This window comes from Psychromonas sp. Urea-02u-13 (genome assembly GCF_002835995.1).
In the GTDB taxonomy this organism is placed as follows: Bacteria; Pseudomonadota; Gammaproteobacteria; order Enterobacterales; family Psychromonadaceae; genus Psychromonas.
Map to the genome: position 1 here is coordinate 61,459 of NZ_PJBZ01000036.1, position 22,809 is coordinate 84,267.

Annotated in this window: 23 protein-coding genes; 10 read left to right on the plus strand and 13 right to left on the minus strand. The window is 38.6% G+C overall.

The window, feature by feature from the left end; all coding sequences use genetic code 11:
- The first annotated feature begins 14 nt into the window (after positions 1 to 14).
- Positions 15 to 275, plus strand: a complete 261-nt coding sequence (gene rpsT, locus CXF74_RS01315; protein WP_101080595.1) for a 30S ribosomal protein S20 — start codon at positions 15 to 17, stop codon at positions 273 to 275.
- 100 nt (positions 276 to 375) lie between these two features.
- On the opposite strand, the gene CXF74_RS01320 is transcribed toward rpsT, so the two are convergent.
- The 3 genes from CXF74_RS01320 to epmA are packed head-to-tail and all read right to left on the minus strand — an operon-like array spanning position 376 to position 1,901.
- Positions 376 to 636 carry a DUF4404 family protein gene (locus CXF74_RS01320; RefSeq protein WP_101080596.1) on the minus strand — a complete coding sequence of 87 codons (261 nt, stop codon included), beginning with the start codon at positions 634 to 636 and terminating at the stop codon, positions 376 to 378.
- 58 nt (positions 637 to 694) lie between these two features.
- The gene (locus CXF74_RS01325; RefSeq protein WP_101080597.1) at positions 695 to 919 is read right to left on the minus strand and encodes a hypothetical protein; all 225 of its coding nucleotides are present in this window, start codon (positions 917 to 919) and stop codon (positions 695 to 697) included.
- A 1-nt stretch (position 920) separates the two neighbouring features.
- The gene (epmA, locus tag CXF74_RS01330; protein WP_101080598.1) at positions 921 to 1,901 is read right to left on the minus strand and encodes an elongation factor P--(R)-beta-lysine ligase; all 981 of its coding nucleotides are present in this window, start codon (positions 1,899 to 1,901) and stop codon (positions 921 to 923) included.
- A 165-nt stretch (positions 1,902 to 2,066) separates the two neighbouring features.
- On the opposite strand from epmA, the gene frdA reads away from it, so the two are divergent.
- The 5 genes from frdA (at position 2,067) to CXF74_RS01355 (ending at position 6,573) form a co-directional block, all read left to right on the plus strand.
- Positions 2,067 to 3,869 carry a fumarate reductase (quinol) flavoprotein subunit gene (gene frdA / locus CXF74_RS01335; protein ID WP_101080599.1) on the plus strand — a complete coding sequence of 601 codons (1,803 nt, stop codon included), beginning with the start codon at positions 2,067 to 2,069 and terminating at the stop codon, positions 3,867 to 3,869.
- Entirely contained in the window at positions 3,866 to 4,618 is a 753-nt protein-coding gene (locus CXF74_RS01340; RefSeq protein ID WP_101080600.1) for a succinate dehydrogenase/fumarate reductase iron-sulfur subunit, read from the plus strand. The genes frdA and CXF74_RS01340 overlap by 4 nt, the downstream gene beginning before the upstream one ends.
- Positions 4,619 to 4,765: 147 nt before the next feature.
- On the plus strand, positions 4,766 to 5,155 hold the full coding sequence (locus CXF74_RS01345) for a fumarate reductase subunit C (protein WP_101080601.1): 390 nt from the start codon (positions 4,766 to 4,768) through the stop codon (positions 5,153 to 5,155).
- Positions 5,156 to 5,166: 11 nt separating this feature from the next.
- The gene (gene frdD, locus CXF74_RS01350; protein ID WP_101080602.1) at positions 5,167 to 5,544 is read left to right on the plus strand and encodes a fumarate reductase subunit FrdD; all 378 of its coding nucleotides are present in this window, start codon (positions 5,167 to 5,169) and stop codon (positions 5,542 to 5,544) included.
- A 252-nt stretch (positions 5,545 to 5,796) separates the two neighbouring features.
- The gene (locus CXF74_RS01355) at positions 5,797 to 6,573 is read left to right on the plus strand and encodes a substrate-binding periplasmic protein (RefSeq protein ID WP_101080603.1); all 777 of its coding nucleotides are present in this window, start codon (positions 5,797 to 5,799) and stop codon (positions 6,571 to 6,573) included.
- A 162-nt stretch (positions 6,574 to 6,735) separates the two neighbouring features.
- Here CXF74_RS01355 and CXF74_RS01360 read toward each other — a convergent pair whose 3' ends face one another.
- The 7 genes from CXF74_RS01360 to efp form a co-directional block, all read right to left on the minus strand.
- On the minus strand, positions 6,736 to 7,224 hold the full coding sequence (locus tag CXF74_RS01360) for a nitrous oxide reductase accessory protein NosL (RefSeq protein ID WP_101080604.1): 489 nt from the start codon (positions 7,222 to 7,224) through the stop codon (positions 6,736 to 6,738).
- Positions 7,225 to 7,233: 9 nt separating this feature from the next.
- A complete protein-coding gene (locus CXF74_RS01365) occupies positions 7,234 to 8,052 on the minus strand; it encodes an ABC transporter permease (protein ID WP_101080605.1) in 819 nt (272 codons plus the stop codon).
- The gene (locus CXF74_RS01370; RefSeq protein ID WP_101080606.1) at positions 8,049 to 8,954 is read right to left on the minus strand and encodes an ABC transporter ATP-binding protein; all 906 of its coding nucleotides are present in this window, start codon (positions 8,952 to 8,954) and stop codon (positions 8,049 to 8,051) included. Before CXF74_RS01370 ends, CXF74_RS01365 begins: the two co-directional genes overlap by 4 nt.
- Positions 8,951 to 10,225 carry a nitrous oxide reductase family maturation protein NosD gene (locus tag CXF74_RS01375; protein WP_232772403.1) on the minus strand — a complete coding sequence of 425 codons (1,275 nt, stop codon included), beginning with the start codon at positions 10,223 to 10,225 and terminating at the stop codon, positions 8,951 to 8,953. Before CXF74_RS01375 ends, CXF74_RS01370 begins: the two co-directional genes overlap by 4 nt.
- Before the next feature lie 229 nt (positions 10,226 to 10,454).
- Positions 10,455 to 12,347 carry a TAT-dependent nitrous-oxide reductase gene (gene nosZ / locus CXF74_RS01380; RefSeq protein WP_232772404.1) on the minus strand — a complete coding sequence of 631 codons (1,893 nt, stop codon included), beginning with the start codon at positions 12,345 to 12,347 and terminating at the stop codon, positions 10,455 to 10,457.
- Positions 12,348 to 12,592: 245 nt separating this feature from the next.
- Positions 12,593 to 14,728 (minus strand): transcriptional regulator NosR, encoded by a 2,136-nt coding sequence (gene nosR, locus CXF74_RS01385; RefSeq protein WP_101080609.1) that lies wholly within the window; start codon positions 14,726 to 14,728, stop codon positions 12,593 to 12,595.
- A 330-nt stretch (positions 14,729 to 15,058) separates the two neighbouring features.
- Complete coding sequence (efp, locus tag CXF74_RS01390; protein ID WP_101080610.1) at positions 15,059 to 15,628, minus strand: elongation factor P; 570 nt, start codon at positions 15,626 to 15,628, stop codon at positions 15,059 to 15,061.
- 27 nt (positions 15,629 to 15,655) lie between these two features.
- Between efp and epmB the strand changes: the two genes are divergently transcribed.
- Both epmB and CXF74_RS01400 read left to right on the plus strand, forming a co-directional pair.
- Positions 15,656 to 16,672, plus strand: a complete 1,017-nt coding sequence (gene epmB, locus CXF74_RS01395) for an EF-P beta-lysylation protein EpmB (RefSeq protein WP_101080611.1) — start codon at positions 15,656 to 15,658, stop codon at positions 16,670 to 16,672.
- Between the two features lie 246 nt (positions 16,673 to 16,918).
- Entirely contained in the window at positions 16,919 to 17,233 is a 315-nt protein-coding gene (locus CXF74_RS01400) for a hypothetical protein (protein ID WP_101080612.1), read from the plus strand.
- An 84-nt stretch (positions 17,234 to 17,317) separates the two neighbouring features.
- Here the strand turns inward: CXF74_RS01400 and CXF74_RS01405 are convergent, their stop codons facing one another.
- A complete protein-coding gene (locus CXF74_RS01405; protein ID WP_101080613.1) occupies positions 17,318 to 18,910 on the minus strand; it encodes a GGDEF domain-containing protein in 1,593 nt (530 codons plus the stop codon).
- Between the two features lies 1 nt (position 18,911).
- The gene (locus CXF74_RS01410; RefSeq protein ID WP_157822306.1) at positions 18,912 to 20,411 is read right to left on the minus strand and encodes an ABC transporter substrate-binding protein; all 1,500 of its coding nucleotides are present in this window, start codon (positions 20,409 to 20,411) and stop codon (positions 18,912 to 18,914) included.
- Between the two features lie 145 nt (positions 20,412 to 20,556).
- Here CXF74_RS01410 and CXF74_RS01415 point away from each other — a divergent pair, with 145 nt between their 5' ends.
- Entirely contained in the window at positions 20,557 to 21,216 is a 660-nt protein-coding gene (locus CXF74_RS01415; RefSeq protein ID WP_101080615.1) for a hypothetical protein, read from the plus strand.
- 3 nt (positions 21,217 to 21,219) lie between these two features.
- On the opposite strand, the gene CXF74_RS01420 is transcribed toward CXF74_RS01415, so the two are convergent.
- A complete protein-coding gene (locus tag CXF74_RS01420; protein ID WP_101080616.1) occupies positions 21,220 to 21,828 on the minus strand; it encodes a DUF5610 domain-containing protein in 609 nt (202 codons plus the stop codon).
- A 423-nt stretch (positions 21,829 to 22,251) separates the two neighbouring features.
- On the opposite strand from CXF74_RS01420, the gene CXF74_RS01425 reads away from it, so the two are divergent.
- Positions 22,252 to 22,629, plus strand: a complete 378-nt coding sequence (locus tag CXF74_RS01425) for a DUF3461 family protein (RefSeq protein ID WP_101080617.1) — start codon at positions 22,252 to 22,254, stop codon at positions 22,627 to 22,629.
- Positions 22,630 to 22,809 lie beyond the last annotated feature (180 nt).

The window sequence follows — 22,809 nt, forward strand, 5'->3', positions numbered from 1 at the left end:
TAGGAGTTAAGGTCTTGGCTAATATCAAGTCTGCTAAAAAACGCGCTATTCAATCTGAAAAACGCCGTAAACATAACGCTAGCCGTCGTACAATGATGCGTACTTTCATCAAGAAAGTTGTTGTTGCTATCGAAGCTGGTAATAAAGAAGTTGCTGCAGCTGAATTTGTTACATTACAATCAGCTCTAGACAAGTTCGCTACTAAAGGCTTAATTAACAAAAATATGGTTGCTCGTAAGAAAAGCCGTCTTTCTGCTAAAATTAAAGCACTTTAATTCAACAGGCTTACTTGTAAGCCAAATGTATTAAAATTGTTTTATAAGCTATAAGAAAAAAACCGACTCTCTGTCGGTTTTTTTGTATCTACTGTTCCAGTTAAATTCCCATCCCAGAAAGTGCACTCATAAAATCTTTAATCGCTTTACCCACAATCGGATTACTTTCTTCAAACACGATTAATTGTTGAGTTAATTTTTTATCTCGGATTAATTGCGCAGGATCACGCGACAAAATAGCTTCTTGTAATTGGTCATGGACTAAACGTAATTCACCAGCAGTACATTCGTCGGCAATAATATCGTTATTAAGAATATCGGAGAGTTTTTTAAACTCTGATTTAACTTTCGTAATTGGCATAAACACCTCGAATAATAATGATTAATTAACATTCAAAGTGTAGCTCGCAAACGCTTAGTTATTTTTTCTTAATTTTGAAAAAGTGATCTAAATAGCGCCCTAATCCCAAAAAACCAACAACAAAGATTAAGCTGATAACCATCAAGCCGATTTTAAACCAGCTCTCTTGCTCATAATGTTGCAGGTAAAGTGAAGAAAGATAAATAGCCACCAGCCAGTAACCGATGCGAATCAAATAAGCCCACATTGAATAGGCTTTATCGGTTAACCATAATTTGGTCATGTTATGCTCCTTTGATAGTAAAACTAACCACATTATCGATATGGTCCTGCTCTGTTGCTAGCATGATTAAACGGTCAATACCTAACGCTACGCCTGCGCAATCTGGTAGGATTTTTAATGATTCAACAAAACGAGTGTCAATTGGCATCTCTAATAAACCATTTTCTTTGCGTAAGCGGTTATCTTTTTTGAAACGCGAAAGCTGCTCTTCACTGTCGCTGAGTTCGTGAAACCCATTCGCCAGCTCTATGCCCTTATAATAAACCTCAAAACGTTCTGCAACACGTTGATCAACAGGACTTATTCTTGCAAGCGCGGCTTGTGAAGCGGGGAAGTCATAAACAAAACAAGGCGAGTCATTAGCGATAACAGGCTCAATCGCCACACAGAAAAGAAGCTGTAATACGGTATCGTAATCCGCTTCATTATCTAAAACATCACCCAAGTTAAGATGACTCCCAGCTGTTTTTAACACCTCAAGGGAGGCAGATAAAGGATCAACATTTAAGACCAGCATAAACGCTTGCTGATAAGTAAGACGCTTGGCTTGTCCGCAATTAAGTACAAGACGCAACAGTTCTTCCATCTCATCCATTAATTGAAAATGATCAAAACCAACTTGATACCACTCCAATAACGTAAATTCCGGATTATGATATCGCCCTGATTCTTCATTTCTAAACGCTTTAGATATTTGAAATATAGAACCACTGCCCGCTGATAATAACCGTTTCATATGAAATTCAGGGGAAGTCTGCAGGTATAACGGCACACCTAAAACATCAGGTTTTACATCTGATATCTCAGGACCAATAAAGTGAGTTTTAAAACAGAATAGGTGCTGGTCTGTTACACCTGCTTGGCTCAAGCTCGGTGTTTCAACTTCTAATAACTCCCGCTCGATAAAAAATGATCTTATTGTCTGTATGATCACAGCCCGTTTTTTTAACAGTGATAGATCAGCATTCGGTAACCAGTTCATACTTTTTCCTCTATTTTTATGCGCCAGAGTTTAACAAATTATTGATTGAGGGTAAGGAAAACTCGAATAAAATTCTTCATTATTAAAAACCTTACTATCCTCACGGATTTTAAAAAAAGCCTTGTTACACTCGATGTTTATCAATACTAAAAAGAGGTAATAAGCGTGCAAATAATCAAAACAGATGTGGCCATTATTGGCGCCGGTGGTTCTGGTTTACGGGCTGCAATAGAGATAGCAGAAAATCATCCCGAACTTGATATCGCGCTTATCTCTAAAGTTTATCCTATGCGTAGCCATACGGTTGCGGCAGAAGGAGGCGCGGCTGGTGTTGCTCAAGATCATGACTCATTAGAGAACCACTTTAACGACACCGTATCGGGTGGAGATTGGTTGTGTGAGCAGGATGTTGTTGAATATTTTGTTGAAAATGCAGCTAAACAACTGACTCAATTAGAACATTGGGGATGTCCTTGGAGCCGCAAACCCGATGGCTCTATTAATGTACGCGCGTTTGGTGGCATGAAAATAGAACGCACTTGGTTTGCTGCCGATAAAAGTGGCTTTCATATTTTACATACCCTTTTCCAAACCTCACTTCAACACCCTAAAATCACCCGTTTTGACGAACATTTTTGTTTAGACTTAATTGTTAAAGAAAATAAAATTCAGGGTGTGGTTATTTTAGATATTGCCGAAGGTGAAGCCAAACTCATCCAAGCAAAGTCAGTGATCATGGCAACCGGTGGTGCTGGCCGTGTTTATAGCTATAACACCAATGGTGGCATTGTCACTGGTGATGGTATGTCACTCGCCTATCGTCATGGTGTTGCCCTGCGTGATATGGAATTTGTGCAATATCATCCAACAGGATTACCTGGCAGTGGTATTTTAATGACTGAAGGTTGCCGTGGCGAAGGCGGTATTTTAGTGAATAAAAATGGTCACCGTTATTTACAAGATTACGGTTTAGGACCTGAAGTGCCCGTTGGAGAAACCAAAAACAAATATATGGAGCTAGGACCACGCGACAAAATCAGCCAATGCTTCTGGCAAGAACAGCAAAAAGGTAATGTCTTTGAAGGTGAACGTGGCGATTATATCCATTTAGACTTACGCCATTTAGGCGAAGCAAAAATCAATGAGCGCCTGCCCTTCATCCGCGAATTAGCCAAAGCCTATGTCGGTGTTGATCCTGTCTACGATCCCATCCCGGTTCGCCCAACGGTACATTATACAATGGGTGGCATCGAAACCGATGCTAAAACGGCGACCTCTCTCGCCGGTTTATATGCGATCGGTGAATGTGCATCAGTCGGCTTACATGGCGCTAACCGTTTAGGGTCAAATTCATTAACTGAATTAGCCGTATTTGGTCAACTTGCTGGGCAGCAAGCAGCTGAACATGCAAAAGCAATCAAACATGAAAAAATAGCACCTCTTAAAAAACAAGCGGAAGCCATTATTAAAAGAACCGAAACGCTTTTGCATAGCCAGGGCACAGAGAAGATGGCAGACATTCGCCAAGAGATGGGTGATAGCATGGAAGAAGGCGTCGGTATCTACCGCACTCAAGAATCTATGCAAAAAACCATCGATAAATTAGCTGAGCTTAAAATTCGTTATAAAGACATTAAAATAGAAGATAAATCTAGCGTATTTAATACTGAGTTCTTATACGCCATCGAACTAGGTTATTTATTAGATACTGCTGAAGCGATGGCACACAGTGCGATTTCACGTAAAGAATCTCGTGGTTCACACCAACGTATTGATGGTTTTGAACTACGTGATGATGAAAACTATCTGAAGCATTCACTGGCCTATTATCAGGCCGATAAATCTCCAAAAATAGATTATAGCGATGTCACCATTACCAAAAGTCAGCCCGGAGTTCGCGCTTATGGTGCAGCCGGAGACATAGAGGCAACGGTTAAAGAAGAGCCCGTTCAGGAGGATAAGTCATGAGTCAGAAAATTATTGAGATAGATATTCTGCGTTATCGACCAGAGCTAGATGATGAACCTTTTACACAGGTCTTTGAGATCCCCTATAACGCCGATATGTCGATTTTAGAAGCGCTGCAATATATCAAGGATCATTTAGACAGCACGATTAGCTTTCGTTGGTCTTGTCGTATGGCGATTTGTGGCAGTTGTGGCTTGATGGTTAATGGCGTACCTAAACTAGGCTGCAAAGCCTTCTTACGTGACTATCATCCTAAAAAAATCACCTTGGAGCCACTCGCTAACTTCCCGATTGAACGAGATTTAGTGGTAGTGATGGATGATTTCATTAAAAAATTAGAAGAGATAAAACCCTATATCATCCCTGTAAAAAATGAAGAGGGTAAAACAAAATGCTTATCTGATGGTGCCTACCAACAAACACCAGAGCAGATGGAAAAATATAAACAGTTTTCAATGTGTATTAACTGTGGACTTTGTTACGCAGCCTGCCCGCAATATGGCCTCGATACTAAATTTACAGGTCCAGCGGCACTGGCATTAATTGCACGTTATAACCGTGATAGTCGTGATGCAGGCAGCGCTGAACGCATGAAAATAGTCAGCCAAGAAGAAGGTGTTTGGGGCTGTACCTTTGTTGGTTACTGCTCAGTTGTATGCCCTAAAGGCGTTGATCCCGCAGCTGCGATTCAACTATTAAAAGTTGAAAGCAGTAAAGATTACCTCATAGGCATGTTTAAACCTGAATAATGATTATGCGTCGCCGTATAGACCAATTACGGCGTCAAAAGTGCTCATTTAAGAGTTTAAATTGCGCGCTTTTTCCTTGTACTTAACCAATACGGCTTAGCACAATAATCATTAACGAAAAATATTATAGAAAAAAGGAACAAGAAAATGAGTAAACGCAAACCTTATACTCGTGAATTACCCAATGACTGGTGGATGAAACAGCTCTTTTACACTAAATACATGCTTCGAGAAGGAAGCAGTGTTTTTATCACACTCTATAGCTTGATATTGGCCTGGGGAATATTACGACTAAGCCAAGGTGAAGTCGCTTTTAATGCCTGGATGCAAGCATTGCAAAATCCTTTTTCGATATTTTTGCATAGCATTGCTCTCGCCTTTGCGCTTTACCATACTATTACTTGGTTCTCACTTGCACCTAAAGCCGTTGATCTGTGGATAAAAGGAAAACGCCTCGATGACAAAATCATTGTCTCTGGCCACTACGCAGGCTTTGTAGGCATTACTCTTTTTTGTTTATTAGTTATTATTTTATAGAGGGGATTGTTATGCTAGAAAATAAAGAAAAAACCTATACTCGATCCCATGAACCTGTTTTTTGGGGCCTGTTTGGTGCCGGCGGTATGTTGACTGCTTTTTTAACCCCAGTGATGATATTAATTACTGGCTTGTTAATTCCCTTAGGCATTATCGATAAAGGTAACTTTAATTACCAAACGATTCACAGTTTCGCCACCACTTGGTATGGCGCGTCAATCGTACTGGTATTAGTGGCATTACCGCTGTGGCATACTTTGCACCGCATTTTTCACGCCTTACATGATTTAGGGATAAAACGTGGACGCGATTGGCAACAGGTACTTAGCTATGGTTTTGCCTTTGCTGTCAGTGTCTTTGTTTTTACACTCTTACTGCAGATACTGTAAACCCAATACGCTAACTTTATTTTGCAAAGTTAGCGTATTTATTTTCATTACCCATTTCAAGATTTACATTACGATATTTACATTAAGATATTTACATTAAGATAATGATCGCAATTCCTTTGCCTCATCGACCATCAATTATCTCTTTCAGGTTATACCTTACGCAGAAAACTTCTATCACTTCATCATTTTTTGAGTGAATGAATCGATGACGATTTTATTTACTCACAGAGAGAACCTAAATTTAACCCGATGATTAAATTAATCTATTTTATCTTTTTCCTGATAACAACGAGCAATGCGTTTGCAGAAAAAACGTATGTTATCGGCGTGCAAAACTTTTCCGAGTATTATCCCTATTCTGAATATAAAAATGACTATTACAGCGGTTTTAATCGTGAATTATTAGATTTCTTTGCCACGTCACAGGGGATAAAATTTGAATACAGACCACTCCCGATTAAACGCTTATATTCAGAATTTTTAATTGGCAGCTTTGATTTTAAATATCCAGGTAACGCCAGCTGGGCACCGAAGTTAAAAAAAGATGAAAAAATTTATTATAGCCACGCCGTTGTCGAATATCGAGATGGTTTGATTGTAAAAAAAGAAAATAAAGGAAAGCCTCTTTCACAGTTAAAAAGCATTAGTATTATCAAAGGCTTCACTCCACTACAAATTTATTCAATCAAGCAACAACAAGGCAAACTAAAATTTGTATATACAACAGATTACCAGCGTTTATTGGAGTTAGTGCAAGAAGAAAGAGTGGATGGCGCTTATTTTAATATTGCCATTGGTGAGCATCGAATCGCGCATTTAGACCAAAAGAACAGCTCGTTAGTATTTGATGAGACACAGCCCTACGTGATGGGAGGAAGAAGTTTATCTTCGATGAAACATCCCCAACTTATTGTATTATTTAATCAATTCTTGATTGATTACAAAGTACAAATAGATGCCTTAAAAATCACTCATCAGGTAACTATCACTAACAATATAATCCAACTACATAGTCACACGCATTAAAAAGCCCAGATAAACTGGGCCCATATCATCATAATTCAAATGATTACTTTTTTGTACAGCACATACTTGTTTGCTTTATTTGCGCCTTTTCTTATTATCTCCCCCCCCAAAAAAAACTGAAGTTGTATGCAGAAATCAAAGCGAAAGCCTTAGCTGCAATAATTAAAGCCTATCTATCGTTATCTCACCAAAGCTATACACTTGACCACCAAACTCTTTTTTAAAGGCATCAGCATGCTCTTTTTGCCCAAAACTTGCCAAGGTCAGCCCCATTGCCCCCTTTTTACTTGATCCGGTAACAAACCAAGCGCTTTTAGCATCAATAAAATGACCATCGTTGAGTTCATCCCAAGGCATTTTACTCATATCATGCACAAACAGTTGGGTTACATTACGCTTGTTTTCAGGCTGTAGGTAATAAGCAAACATATCACGTGTTGAACAGAATTTATTAACCTGCTCACTGCGTTTTTCTGCAATTTCGCCCTTAGGGCCAGCAAAATTTGAGATCAGCATGCCGCACAAGTGGCACTCATCGCTACTTTCAATTGCAACCGCTTGTTTTAACATTTGTTGTTCTGACTTTGTATCATTACAACCAATAGTAAATAGTAAAAAACTGACAACAGTAAATAGTTTTAAATGATTCATTTTATATTCCTAAATTGATTTTTTACTAAAAATTAACTGCGCAATACCCAGTGGTATAATTATCCAAGCGAGCATAATAATTAATAGCGTCAATGAATTAAACTCACTATTAATCGCTACCGATAAAACGCCATTTACATCACTTGCCTGCAGAGCAGAAAGGTTAATCAAACGAAATAGATCGGCTGGATTAAACATCATCACTTGCACTAGCCCTTGCTGCGTTAAACCGTCTTCAATACCCACTAATAAACCCAGCAATACCAGATCAAATAGCAGTACAAAAAATAGCCACAATAATAGTGCAATGCCCGCTGCTTTGGATTTTTCACTGGCAACCAGACTGATAATATAAGCAAGTGCAATAAAACTAAGACCGAGCAGTGAAGAGCTAACAATAAACAGCGAAAATGCAGAGAACACCTCAGCGACATTGCCATTTAAAGCGATCAATACTGCCGCGCTACCAAAGCCTAATAAAGTGGCTAACGAGATAATGCAGCCTTGCCCAATAAACTTGCCAAGCAACAGTTGCCCACGGCTAATCGGATAGGTTAATAGCAATAGCAGCGTGCCTGACTCTTGCTCGCCCACAAAACTGTCGTAACATAGTAATAGAGCAATCAAAGGGATGATAAATACCGATAAACTCGACAAGCTGGCAATCGTGGTTGATAAAGAAGGGCTGCCAAGTTGCCCTGATGCAAGGCTTCCGTAATAACTTAGGCCAATAGCAAGCACAGAAAATACAATAGTGATTGACAGTAACCAACGATTTCTTAACCCATCTTGAAACTCTTTTAAAGCAACCGCTTGAATCGGATTCATAATGATTCTCCTTTTGAGTCATGCAGGTAATGATGGTAAATTTTCTCTAAACTTGCACTTTCAACGCTAATATCACTGATATTATCAAACATCATTAACTGCCTAATAACATTTACTTTTTCAGACTCTGGTACCAGTAATTGATTACTCGCCACCATAAAACTAGCAAGCGATTTAACCTCTTTTAAGGTTCCATTAATACCCTGCGTAGTAATTGAAACAGACAGTTTTGCTTGCGCGCGAAGTTGTCTTAAACTGCCCGACGCAGCTATCTGACCTTGATTTAAAATCATCGCATTATCAATATGTTGCTCGACACCAGGCAATACATGAGAACATAAAATGATGCTCGCACCGCTACTTTTGAGTTGATCCACACTATGATAAAAATCCTTGGTTGCCACCGGATCAAGCCCAACCGTGGGCTCATCTAATAACAGTAACTTAGGTTCACCCAAAAAAGCTTGTGCTAACCCTAAACGTTGGCGCATGCCTTTGGAATAGGTTTTTACAGCACGATGTTGCGCCTCACTTAAGCCCACCGTTTCAAGTAGCTCTATAATCTGTTTTTTAGGCACCGATTTTAAGCGCGCAAAATAAGTTAATACTTGTAGCCCGGTTAACTGATCATAAAAGCTAACATTCTCTGGTAAGTAACCTATCTTTTTACGACTTGCCCAAGCCTTTTTATGATTCGGATCTAAGCCAAAAACAGAAACAGATCCTGAATTTACTTTAAGAATACCTAAAATAAGTTTCATCATGGTGGTTTTACCCGCGCCATTATGACCAAATAACCCTAACACCTCTCCCTCTTCCAGTACTAAGTTGATATCCTTTAATGCATCAAGTTGCCCATATTGTTTAGCAACCGATGTTAACGTGAGGATCTTATTTTTCATGTTTGATCACCTTCTAGGTCGGGTTGCTTAATTAATGGAAAGCTATCTTTCACCCCTCCCGGTTTTAATAGTGGGAATTGATTTTGTACCCAGCGCAGCAATAAAATTGCGGGGCTATCTAATAACACTTTTGCTTCAGGGTATTGCCAGACCAACTTATCAATCGCATCATTGGGTTCAAAAGGTGTATCACCCGTACCATTGCCATCAAGATCCCAACCTAAATAGTTACTCCAGTAGTTACCAATACCCTCTTGGCTCCATTCTTGGCGACGATTAGAAACATACTTCACCTGCACGGGATTATTAATAAAGCTATTGCCAAAAATATTGCCATTTTCAGAGCCCGCGGTGAGATGAATGCCAATTTCAGCTTGCTCAATGCGGTTATAACTAATGGTGTTATAACCTGAGTTATAAATGAACAGCCCTTTTCCTTCACGTCCAGGGACTTTGTTCTCAGGTTTAGTCCATACATTTTTAATGCGGTTATTGCTAATAGTCGAGTGGGTAATAAAATTCATTAACATGCCGTAATCTTCACTATCTCGGCTTTCATTGCCTTTTACAGTGAGATATTTAGAACTCATTAATGCATAACCTGCACGGGTATTATAAGCGCGGTTATTAAGTACTTTATTATGATGTGAATACATATAATGTACGCCATAACGTAGATTATATAGGGTGTTACCACGTAGCTCACTCTCTTGACTGGCAATGATATACAAGCCATCTCGCGTTTGCGTCACGCTGTTATTAATCACCAATGCATTTTGTACACTGGAAAGCTGAATGCCATTACCTCTATCCGCCGAGCGTAGCGTGAGGTTGCCTTTGATATGGTTATTCTTTATTAAAATATGCTTTGCACGTTGCACCCAAATACCAAAACCATCCCCTTCTAAACGGTTATTCTCAATGGTTATATTTTGATTACGTGACTCAGAGTAGATCCCTGAATCTTGTTCAGTGAGATCAGATCCCCAGTTGATAATGGTTAAGTTTTTTATGCTGGTATCCGAGGCCATGATTTGTAGCGCATGACCTTTACCAAGCGCATCAATAACGGCACCTTCTTTAGTCGTTAAAGTGATGGCATTTTTAATAACAAAGTTACCTTGATAACTCCCGGCATCGAGTAAAACCGTATCACCATTAATAGTGCTATCAAGCGCTTGCTGTAAATCATCTGTGCTGGTGACTTCAATTAATGTGGCATGAATAAAAGAGGAAAAGAGTAAAAAACTAACCAGTAAAATCTGTTTCAAATGTATTTAGCCCCTGTTGTAATTTTCAAATAAAAATACCGCAAGTGTTTAGGGCTAAGCCATTTAGGCCTAATTCAAGGCGAAAAAGCGCAGTTTAATAAATACTGCGCACATCCTGTGCTACGCCCTGCGGGCCATCCTACGGATGTTCAAATTCATTCCCGATGAATTTGTGAGCATTATTCAACGATGAAGTAGGCTTCAATGGCGACGACCTAAATACTTATAGCTAAGCCTCTACAAACATACGTCCACGCATCTCCATATGTAGGGCATGACAGAACCAGTTACAGTAATACCAATGTACGCCTGGTTTGTTGGCCTTAAAGGTAATTGATGCTGTCGCTTGTGGACCAATCTCCATCTGCACACCATGATTAGTCATACAGAAGCCATGCGTTACATCCTCAACCATATCTAGGTTAGTCACAATCACAGTAACTTCATCACCTAGCTTCACCGTAAACTCAGAGGTACCAAACATAGGCGCAACCGAGGTCATATAAACACGCACTTTATTTCCATCTCGAATAACTTTGTTATCCATCATGGTATCAACGCCATCTTTTTTTGCTATTGCGAGTGTTTCAGCAAAGATAGAGTCATCACGCGTCCATAGCTTGTCTGGTTTCACTCGACTACGATGTACAATAATACAATCATGCGGTTCAGCAAATGCGGGCCCATCATGTACCAGTTTCATCTCATCACCCGAGATATCAATTAGCTGATCATTTTCTGGATGTAAGGGGCCGACGGGTAAAAATCGGTCTTTAGAGAATTTACACAAAGAGACTAACCACTTACCATCAGCATCACGTGTTTCACCCTGTGAAGTATGGTTATGACCAGGTTGGTAATGCACATCTAATTTTTGACGGATGTAGTTCACTTTTTTACCGTTGTGCGCATCAATCGCATCTTGCACGTTCCACTTAGCAATTTGGCTATCTAAGAACAGCGTTGTATAAGCGTTACCTTTGTTATCAAAGGCAGTATGTAGTGGGCCCAAACCAAGCTCAGGCTCTGCAACAATAGCATCGCGACCTTTAATTTTATCGGCAAATAGTGAGTCTAACTTGTCGATAGCGATAATTGAAACCGTAGGAGATAACTTACCGTTAGCAACAAAGTATTTACCGTCAGATGAGGTATTTAAACCATGGGGTGATTTAGGTACAGGAATATAACGCGTCAGTTCAGACCCTTTTAAGCCATCTAAGACAGGAACACTATTACCGTTATAGGTTTTAAAATTACCGGCTTTTAATGCGGCCTCACAACGCGCAAGATTAAATACCACTACGTGATCACGCTCGGCAGAGATCATCTCACCTAACGTCATGCCCATTTCAGAGTTATAACAGGTTGAAGCAAAGTACTTACCATCATAATCCGCATCGGTATTATCTAAGTTACCATCAACGATGACTTGGAAAGCAACTTCCATTTTCTCTGCATCAATAACGTTAAACAGAGAGCGATAAGTACTGACATCACGCATGGTCGAACCATCATTCACAATCGGCGCTTCGAACTCACCGTTACAGATAACATATTTTGTAAACGGCACTTTTTGTACACGTAAACCATGAATCGCTTGCACGTTAGGGATGGTGATCATCTTGTCACATTTCATGACATCACAGCGGATACGGGCGACACGGCTATTAGCCTTATCATTAATAAAAACATATTTACCGTTGTAATGACCATCAGTCATACTCATATGCGGATGATGAGAGTCACCCATCATAATATCAACGCTCTCCCCTTTAATACGTTTACTCTCATCGGTAAATCCCCAACCGGTGGCCGAGTCGCTATTAAAGACGGGAATACGCATCAATTCACGCATCGATGGAATGCCCATAATACGCACTTCTCCCGAGTGTCCACCACTCCAGAAACCATAATATTCATCTAACTCACCAGGATGAACAAATGCTTTGTTTTCTGCAATTTCAGAGGCCTGTGCTTTGGCCATGGTAGCAAACATAGCGGCCGTCATCGGCACCGCTGCAGCGGCTACACCAATGGCTGCACTTTTACCAAAAAATTTACGTCGGTCAGCATTTTCTAATTCACTTTCTGGTGTTAAATCTGTGTTTTTATCACTCATATTTATCTCCATCCTGTTGTTTAAATGTAATTACTTAGATCGTTGCCATTTCAACTTACTTCAGCGTTGGAAAATATTCACAAACTCATCTGAATGAATTTGAACATCCGTAGGATGGCCCGAAGGGCGTATTACAGAATGTACGCAGTATTTAAGCTGCGCTTTTCCGCCTTGAATTAAGCATAAATGGCTTAGCCCTAAGCATTTACTCGATATTATTTAATAATAAAAATCGAGCTAAAGAACTATAGTTCTCGGAATTCAATCCCCTCTTCAGTGGCCTTTTTACGTTTTTTGTAGGCTAGCTTTTTCAGAGGGGGGCACTTCACCTCGTTGTAATAAGTAATTTGGCAATCAAGGCAGTAGTGACACTCACGCATATTAATCACGCCATCGGGATTAATCGCTTGGATTTCACACTCTTTAGCACAGGTTTTACAAGGGCTTCCACATTCAGGGCGACGCTTTAACCAATCAAATAATCGGAAGCTATTGGAGATAGAAAGCGCAGCACCTAGCGGGCAAAGGTAACGACAAAATGTTTTACGGTTAAACAAATTAACCACTAATAACAACACCGCCCAAGTGACAAATGGCCACTGGCGATCAAACTTTAATAGGAAGGTAGTTTTAAAAGGCTCAATTTCAGCAAACTGCTCTGCTACTGCAAGAGAATCTAGTGAGAGTGCAAACAGTGCTAACAAGATAAGATATTTAATCGCCCATAAACGTTCATGTACAGCCCAAGGCAACTCTACTTGAGGGATTTTTATATAACGCGCAAATTGATTTAATAATTCCTGCAATGCACCAAAGGGACATAACCAACCACAATAGACAGCCCTGCCCCACATCAGCATAGTGACAGCGGCCGCACTCCAAAGAATAAAAATAATAGGATCTAATAAAAACAGATCCCATGAAAAATCAGCCATTAATGCATGTAAAAAGGTAAATACGTTAACAATAGAAAGCTGTCCACCCCAACTCCAACCAATGAGCACCACTGTTACCGCTAAAAAACCATGACGTAAGTTATGCATAAAAACAGGGTGACGCACTAAAATATCTTGGAAAAATAGAATAAGAATTAACAGTAAAATGAGTGCAATTAATATCACCACTTTCACTTGATGCTCTAACCAGACCTGCTCCGTTAAACTAAGCTCAGGGGCAGGATAAATAGCAGCGGGAGTATCTACATATTTTTCAGGCATGTGATAATCGGCTTTAAAACGGCTAAACAAGCTATCAACAGGCCCTGTTTGTCTGCGTACTAACAATTCTAATTGCCAATCAGCACCGGGATCGAATTGATGAAAATCGGATATTTTAAACACCGACATCTCTTTAAACCGCGGTGCTCCCTCTATAAAAAGGTCCATCACACGGTTATGCTCTAAATCACGAAAAGTTATCTCACTCGTACCTTGGCGTAGCTGGATACGATCAAAAATACCACCTCGTACATAGCCAGAACCTTTAAAAGAGTAACCATTGCCAAATAGGGCAATAAGATGTTCTCCCGTTTTTAAGCCTTTATTTAACCAAATATAATCAGACTCACTAAACAGGTTTTTACCTATATTAGGGATATCAACTAAGGTGTAATAGATCTCTGCAAACATTTGATGCGCATGACTGTCAGTAACACGATCCACATTTTCAGCCTCAGTTCCCTCAAAGGTCTTTTGCACGGTTTCATTACTAATAGTCAGCTTACGTATTGAGCCATCACCGGTTAACTCTGACCAGGATCTTTTTTCAAAGGCTAACGTTTTAATGGTAGAAATGGGTTGAATAACTAATGATTTTTTCTCGATTAAACCTAGCGCAAGCGCCGCTTTATTAGCCGCTTTAGTTATACCCGCATTCATGACCATGACCGTCACTGTCGCCCCTGATAAACCATCAATAGGCAGATAACCTTCGCTGTTTCTACCACCTACTTTAATGCGATCATTTATCGATAAACCCGCATATTGGTTAATAAAATCAAATAACTTTTGCTCAGGAATACCCGCCAGAATAATAGGTTCATGGTGCTCTAATACCTTCGCTGTAATATAATTTGCGTGTGGGTCAATGACCACCAGCATATTAACCGGCTCACCGGAGTATGCAGGGATCTTGGCAAGATCATTGGTCTCAAAAGCATAACCTAAGACCTGTTGCTGTTTATAAATCGTCCACAGTAAAGGGTCACCCTTTTTTTTTGATATTTGGGTTAACTCAGGAAAAGCGCTTTTGATAAAAGGAATAGGGTCTTTTGGGGGACTAACAAACAGTGCATAACTAGAAAATGACGTTATTCCAAACAGTATTGCAATAAATAATAGTAAGGTGCTATTAGTTACTTTTTTGAATCTGGATAAACTCATCGCACGGCTCCATTATTTAACCATGATAGTTGACCTTAAGCGTAGGTTATCCATGTGAATACGAATTGATGTAAATCAATTGAAACTGTTTTGTTATTTTTATGCAGCTAAACTGCGAGGTGAGAAATTAATAATTACCTATAAAGGACTATCTAAACCCTCATGACTATCTGTTCTATCTTGCAGGTTAAAATAAATAATATCTGCGTTGTACTCGATCGCTAGTTATTACTCATATGTGCTTTGGAATGATTAAAATTGGAATATCAAATAACAACAGACATAAAAAAACCCAGCTAAACTGGGCTCATCAATAACAATAATAGATTGTTATTTTTTTACACGGCCAACATATTCAGCGTTACGTGTATCAACTTTTACTACTTCACCAATTTGGATAAATAGTGGAACACGAATCAACGCGCCTGTTGCTAGTGTTGCAGGTTTACCACCCGTACCAGCAGTATCACCTTTAAGACCTGGATCAGTATCTGTTACTTCGATTTCAACGAAGTTTGGTGGCGTTACTACGATTGGGTTTTCATTCCATAACGTAATCGTACAAGTATCTTGTTCTACTAACCATTTCTTCATATCACCAACCGCTTTCTCATCGGCAGCGACTTGTTCAAATGTGTCGTTATTCATAAAGTGGAAAAACTCACCATCGTTATAAAGGTAAGAAAGTTCGATATCCATTACATCAGCCGCTTCAACAGACTCGCCTGACTTAAATGTTTTCTCTACTACTTTACCTGATAACAGCTTACGGAATTTAACGCGGTTAAATGCCTGACCTTTACCTGGTTTAACTAATTCATTGTCGATAATCGCACAAGGCTCTTTATCGAGCATGAATTTTAGTCCACCTTTGAATTCACTGGTACTATATGTAGCCATAACAACCTCTTTATAAAATAATTTAAAATGACAAAAATAATTACCGTGAATAATACCGATGCGACGCCCTCTTGGCAAAAAGAACTGGCGAATGCAGTAAAAAATCCGCTGCAACTTTTGCAATTATTGGATATCGCACCAGAAAGTGCTGATTTAAGCGACCAGGCACGCAAAAGCTTCCCAATGTTGGTGCCCTTGCCCTTTGTCAGAAAAATGAAAAAAGGGGATATTAATGATCCGTTATTACAACAAGTCTTACCGATAGAAAATGAAGAACGTATTGTTGATGGTTTCAGTCTTGATCCATTGGGGGAACATCAAAATGGTATTCAGGGTTTATTACACAAATATAAAAGCCGTGTTTTACTCATTTTAAAAACCGGCTGTGCGATTAATTGTCGCTATTGTTTTCGTCGCCATTTTCCCTACCAAGATAATAACCTCAATAAACAACAATTTGTTGAGGTATTAAATTATCTAAAGTTGCACCCTGAAGTGAACGAAGTCATTTTAAGCGGTGGGGATCCATTGATGAGTAAAGATGAGTTTTTGCAATATATCGTTACTGAACTTGACCAATTACCTCAACTAAAACGATTACGTATTCATACACGCTTGCCTGTTGTTATCCCCCAACGCATTACCGATGAGTTATGCCAACTATTAAAAAATAGTCGTTTAAAAGTTATTTTTGTTTTACATATCAACCATGCCAATGAGATTGATGACGCTTTCTCTGACGCAGTCAAAAAACTATATCAAGCGGGCATTCAGCTGTTAAACCAAAGCGTATTATTAAAAGGCATCAATGATACCAGCGAGGCATTAGTTGCCCTCAGCGAGTCGCTTTCAGAGGTTAATATTTTACCTTATTACTTGTTTTTATTAGACAAAGTACAAGGTGCTCAGCATTTTGATTTAGCGACAGAAAAGGCGCAATTATTAATGAAGCAGATAACCGCGGAATTACCGGGTTATTTAGTGCCTAAATTAAGCCGAGAAATTGCGGGTGAAAAGAGTAAAACACTGATAAATTCACTATAATAAATAAAATAAGAGTAACTACTCAGCACCCTGCTAAAACGTGTACTTTTCATACTAAAATAAACAGTAACTGCTCAGGACTAAGCTATTTATGCTTAGTTCAAGGCGAAAAAGCGCAGTTTAGTCGTTTAAATGAGCATTTTTTAACACGGTTATCGTCAGATAACTGAAGCTTTACCTTGAACAGACCTTAAATAGCGACGCCCTGAATAGTTACAAATAAAATACAAATAATTAGGATAAAACATGAGCAAAGAAAGCGTATTAATACAGTTGCAGGAAAACGTTAAGATTATTTACCATAAAGCGGTGGATGCTGATAAGCAACTTGCAGAGCTTCGCGAACAGAAAAAAGCCAGTTTTGCACAGATTTTTGCAGCTGATAGCGCATTCAAAAATCATTCTGATACTTTTTTACCGTACGTGGAAGAATTAGCGGCAGATTTACAAGCAATTCAGACCGATGATGAAGACCACTACAAAAAACTACTGCCTAATATCGTGGTTAAAATTGAATTGTTATTTAAGATGTTAACGTCACTGAAAACAAACTTAAAATAAAAAATTTAAGGCTGTAAATAAAATATTACTTACAGCCTCCTAACATGAATGCCCCAACCTGAACACCCTCTCTAAAAAACAACACTAAGCACGATATACACAAACTCTGTTACGCCCTGATTTTTTGGCTTCATAGAGCGCTTTATCCGCTAAAGCAACAAGTTTAAAAGCATCATCATCCTGTGAAGACTGTACTTCTGCAAGTCCAATACTCACCGTAAAAGAGATTGCTTGATCAGCATATAGATAAACAGTATCTTCAGCGGCAAACTTAATTCTTTGTAATAATAACAACGCATTTTTTTCAATCGTATTAGGCATTAACAAAACGAACTCTTCACCTCCAAAACGAGCAAAAACATCACTCTCACGAATGATCTCTAAAACACGACAAGTAAACTCAACAAGTACTTTGTCGCCTCCATCATGACCATAGTTATCGTTTACTTGTTTAAAGAAATCCAAATCTATCATGGCCACACAATAAGACACTTTATAACGTAGGTAACGTACGTTTTCTTGCTCCATATGAGTTTCAAAATAACGGCGGTTATAAATACCGGTTAAACTATCACGTGTCGCAAGGTACTCTAATTGCGCATTAATGGCTAACACCTCCTTCTCTTTGTCTACCAGACGCTCGATATAATCTTTTACCGACAATGCCATTCGACTAATTTCATCTTTTCCTTTAATAGGAAAGCCTAATCGGCGGTCACTATCACCGGCGGTAATCACCTTACGAATGAGTTCAATACGACGAATAAAATCAAGCTGAATAAGCAATAATAATAGCGTCACTAACAAACAGCTAAATACGACTAGATATAAACGTTGTTTGCGCTTTAGTAATTTACTTTCTAATAGTGTTAACTTTTCCATGAAGCGATCTTGAATATAAGAGACATTAGTGCCAAGAAATGAAACAAAAATATTAGAGAACTCTTCATTATTTAAACGTAATTCTTCAATACGAGTGGCTTGATAAATGTAATTTTGGTAACTAACAGAAAGAGATTGTTCTCCTAAAAACACCTCTTTAAGCTGTTTTAATTCGGCCTTATCAATTTTCTTTGAGACTTTACTAATATAGTTTTCTAAGTCATCAAGATTGACTTCTTTAGTAGGGAAGGATTCTTTATTAACAATGGGATTAAAGTGCGAAATAGCCCTGTCTAATATAATGTAGAACTCAATGTCGTTGCGTTTTAAACTGTGTGCCTTTAACGATTCGGCCTTAGCATAAAGCATAAAAAAACGTTCTGAAATGGTGAATTTTTCAGTCATCGCCGTCGCGATTTCTTGCAGATGGGAATATAAACGCAGCTTTAAAATCAACAGTTCTTGATGGTCATTAGTGTGCCCTGTTAATTGATTAAAAAGTTTATCAATCCAGAGCTTTTTATCTGAAACTTCCAATCTATCCCACTGTAATTCATTGAGACTTTTAGACAGTAACATCTCAGTAGACAAGTGGATAATGTCATAGGTTTGCGCCTTTAATTCAGTCATCTTTAATAACTGAGCAAAGTTATCATCCTTTACTTGTTGGTACTCATATTTAAACTCCGCCAACGAGGCAATACCCACCACAGAAGAGAGTAATGTCATGCTTGCCATAACCAGTGTTAATAAAACCACTTTGACACTTAACCTGTCTTTTAACTTTGCTTTCATTTTATTCTTGCCAATACATTTGTGAAAAAATCATCGCAGGGATAGGTTCATTTAGCCAGTAACCACGTAACGCTTTATGCCAAACGCCTACCTTAGGTAACATGAAGAGATAAATATTCACCGCGTCATCACTTAATTTTTGCTGTGCTTCTTTTAATAACACACTGCGCTGGCTTTGATCGTGCGTTCGGTTTAATTGGTTAATTATCTTTTTAAACTCATCATTTTCATAATTAAAATAATATTTATCACGCGCATAAATATCTAAATCATGTGGCTCTGTGTGTGCAATCACCGTTAAATCATAATCTTTATCTTGATAAACACGTGTTAACCACTCTTGCCAACTTACCTGTTCAATTTTAACGGTTAAGCCGACCTTTTTTAGCATCTCCTGGACATGTAGGCCAATGAACTGTGCATAGGCAGGAGGAGGTGCTAACAAAGTAAGCGGCTTAATAGCGACGCCCGACTTTTGAATCAGTTGCTTGGCATCAACAAGGTTAAAAGGGTAAGCCTGAGTTAAGTCTAAATAATCACTATCACCGGGAGAGTAGTGACTACCGATTTCAGCACCGGTAATAAAATTGGGCGTTGCGGCAATCACTTTTTTATTGATAGCCAGTGTAATGCCTCGGCGAAACTCTTTAGAGGCTAACATTTCATTCGCGTGATTCATTGCAACAATGATTTCACCGCTGGTATTACCCATTTTTAGGACGTAATCTTGGCGAATAGCAAATAACGAATCTAAAAAACCAACCTCTGTCATACTAGAATAACCATCTAACAAACCATCAGCTAAGTAACTCACTACCTGTGAACGTGTTTGCGTAAAGACAATTTTAATCTCTTTAATCTTCGCCAGCGCTCCCCAATAATGATGATTAGCCACTAGCTTAATATAATCACCCTGCTTCCATTCAACAAACCGATAAGGACCCGTACCAATTGGCTGATGGCTATTATTATCCCAAGATTTAGGCGATTGAATAATGGCGTTACCGAGACCTAAGTTATATAAGAAATCACCATCCGACCATTTGAGTTTAATACGTAAAACATGCTGGCTAATCACAGTAATGCTCTGCACATTGGTAAATTTCTCTTTAATCGGATTAGCGCCATTAAGCGATATCATTCGCTCAAGTGAAGACTTTATAATTGTCGCCTTCAGTAACGTTCTATCATGGAAAAACACATTTTTACGTATATGAAAAGTATAAATTAACCCAGTGTCATCAATTTCCCAAGCCTTGGCCAAACCCGGCTGTACTTGGTTGAGGTTATTTATTTGTGTTAATCCTTCAAATATATTTTGATAAGTGATTTTTTGAATAGAAGTGGATGCATTAATTGTAGGATCTAAAACAGGTGGTTCAAGTGTCATCGCAAGGCGTAACACGGAATTGTCTTGTGCCATAAGTGGCGTCGAAATGGCCCCCAAAGAGATAACCCACAGAGCAATAACAAGATGAGAAATTAACAGAGAAATTGGCAAAAAAAAGTGCTCCCATAAATAATAACGAATGACTTAACTGATTGTAGTCCATAGCATTATTTTTCGTTTTATTTTCCAGAATAAAATTTTATATGTTCAATAAAACTAAGCTATCTTTAAAACAGTCCCGCATGAGGAGTAAGGTATGCGTTATTTTTTAAAAGTTTTATTGCTACTTTTATTCTCCAGTTATTCTGTGGCAAACGTATTACAAATAGCCACCAGCAACAATTTAAAGTTACTCAATGTTGATTATCAGCATTTATTAGAAGTCGCCATTACCAATGCAGGCTTCCAAGTCAACTTTGTAGAATTCGACACTGCGAATACGTTAACTAAAAGTAATCTTGGTCAGTTAGATGGTGAGTTATACCGCTACAGCTACACCATGCGCCAATACGATAACTTATCAATGATCCCTATCAAACTCAATAGCTCAGCACTGTTTGTCTATGTACCACAAAAAAAAGAGTGTCCTGATTTCCAGACGTTAACAGAATATACGCCGGTTGGCGTGACAGGCATCGCCTATTTTGATGATTTATACGCATCATCATTAGCCGGTTTTATCGAGCAGGACTCAGTCACCCGGGCTATCGAATCATTAATGAAAACACCACTGAGTTATACCGTTTTCCCTGAAGATATTGCACCTTCGTTAATGCAACTTACCGGGGCAAAATTAAAAAGGTGCTACCAACAGCCCCTTTTAGTATTAAGCGCCTACAGCTATTTACACAAAAAACATGCCGATAAAATTGGCGCAATAAGCAGAGAGTTGAATACGTTATTACTTACTCAGTAACGTTTAAGCGGGTTTATATTTATCGATAAAATTGCTTAAACCTTGCTGTACTAACTCATAGGTCTTTTCAATATTTGAAGCAATATCACCTTCCAGTACATTTAACCCAGTGAGTACCTCTTTAGCTTCGCTAAAACCTTGGTTGATACCACCGCTAATTACATCAACAAACTTAGTTAACGCAGCTTGCTCATCCATCTCAGGATGTTGTTTTAAATAAAGCGGGAAAAAGTTGGTGCTAAAAGAAACAATACGATCCGCCGTTGCTTCAGGGCTGACATCAATGCCCTCTTTGCTACTTTGCTCAACCGTTTTTTCCACACCGAGTACTTTTAATGCCTCATTAATGCCTTCTAGCGCGGTCTTTAATAACAATGCTTGTGGCTGACTCGCAACACTTCCCTGAAATTTTAAAGCAGACTCTAAAATAGAGGCGTTTAATAATTTTTTATTAGTAACAGAAATCGGCGCTTGTATGCTGTTTGCTTTTTTATTGTGTGCAAGTTCAGAGACTTGCTCGCCCATCGGCGCAGACTCTTTTTTATCACTCTCAGTCGCGAGTTTACGTACATCTTGGCTAAAAGGTTTAGCAGATGAAATATTACTGTTCATAACGGTCTCCTTAAATACAACTTCATATCAATTTATCGGCACATTGTGTTATCACTTTAGCTGTTTTAGAGTCTTTCATGGCTAAGCATAGTTGGTGCCCTATAAAGTGCTGTACATTGAATCAGAATAAAAGCTTAAGCCATACGCCAGAGCATTGATTAGCCACAAGAATAAGCGATTTCCCTACTTTTAATAGCTCATCCCCCCTTTGTATCACCCAAAGAAAAATAGTTATTTAACGGCAATCATAAATCTATAAAAACTAAAAATTCTTTACGAAATAATTAACACTTCCCCTAAAAAACACTACAACCAACACACTCTAACGTCTAACAATATGTTTAAATTGAATTTAGCAGTAAAAGAAACTAAACCTATTTAAGATAAATTTAATTTTGATTAAGACCGCCCACAGGAGAGCTCATGCAAACACATTTAAACAGTATCGGTATTCGTAATGTTGAAGATATAAAGCGCTATAGTCTGCGTCAGGAAGGTGAACGAGATATTTTAAAGATCTATTTTAAAAAGACCGGTCGTGAGTTGCTTGCACGTAGCACTAAGTTTAAATTCCAACGTCAGCAAAAAAGAGTCAGCGGCGGTTATCAAGGTGATAGTTTTACTAATTTATCGGAAATAAACCCGACACTGCGTAACATCATTAAAGAGTTAGATGCGCTAGCAATTAGTAAAAACACAGAGAAAGAAGTCAAAGAGCAATTATTAGATGATTTAAAACACCTTGAAAGAGTGGTTAACGATAAAATAAAAGAAATGGAAGCCAAAATTTCACGACTTTAATCGGCACACGAAAAAACACCATAATTTGCAACAAAAAAGAGAGGAGACAATTTAGTCTCCTCTCTTTTTATTAGTTAAAAATAAAATCACTTTACTTTACTTCATATAATTTAATGCCTTAGAGTGGATTATTGCTAGATTAGCAGTATAAAATAAACCATTTTCATTAACAGACTTAGG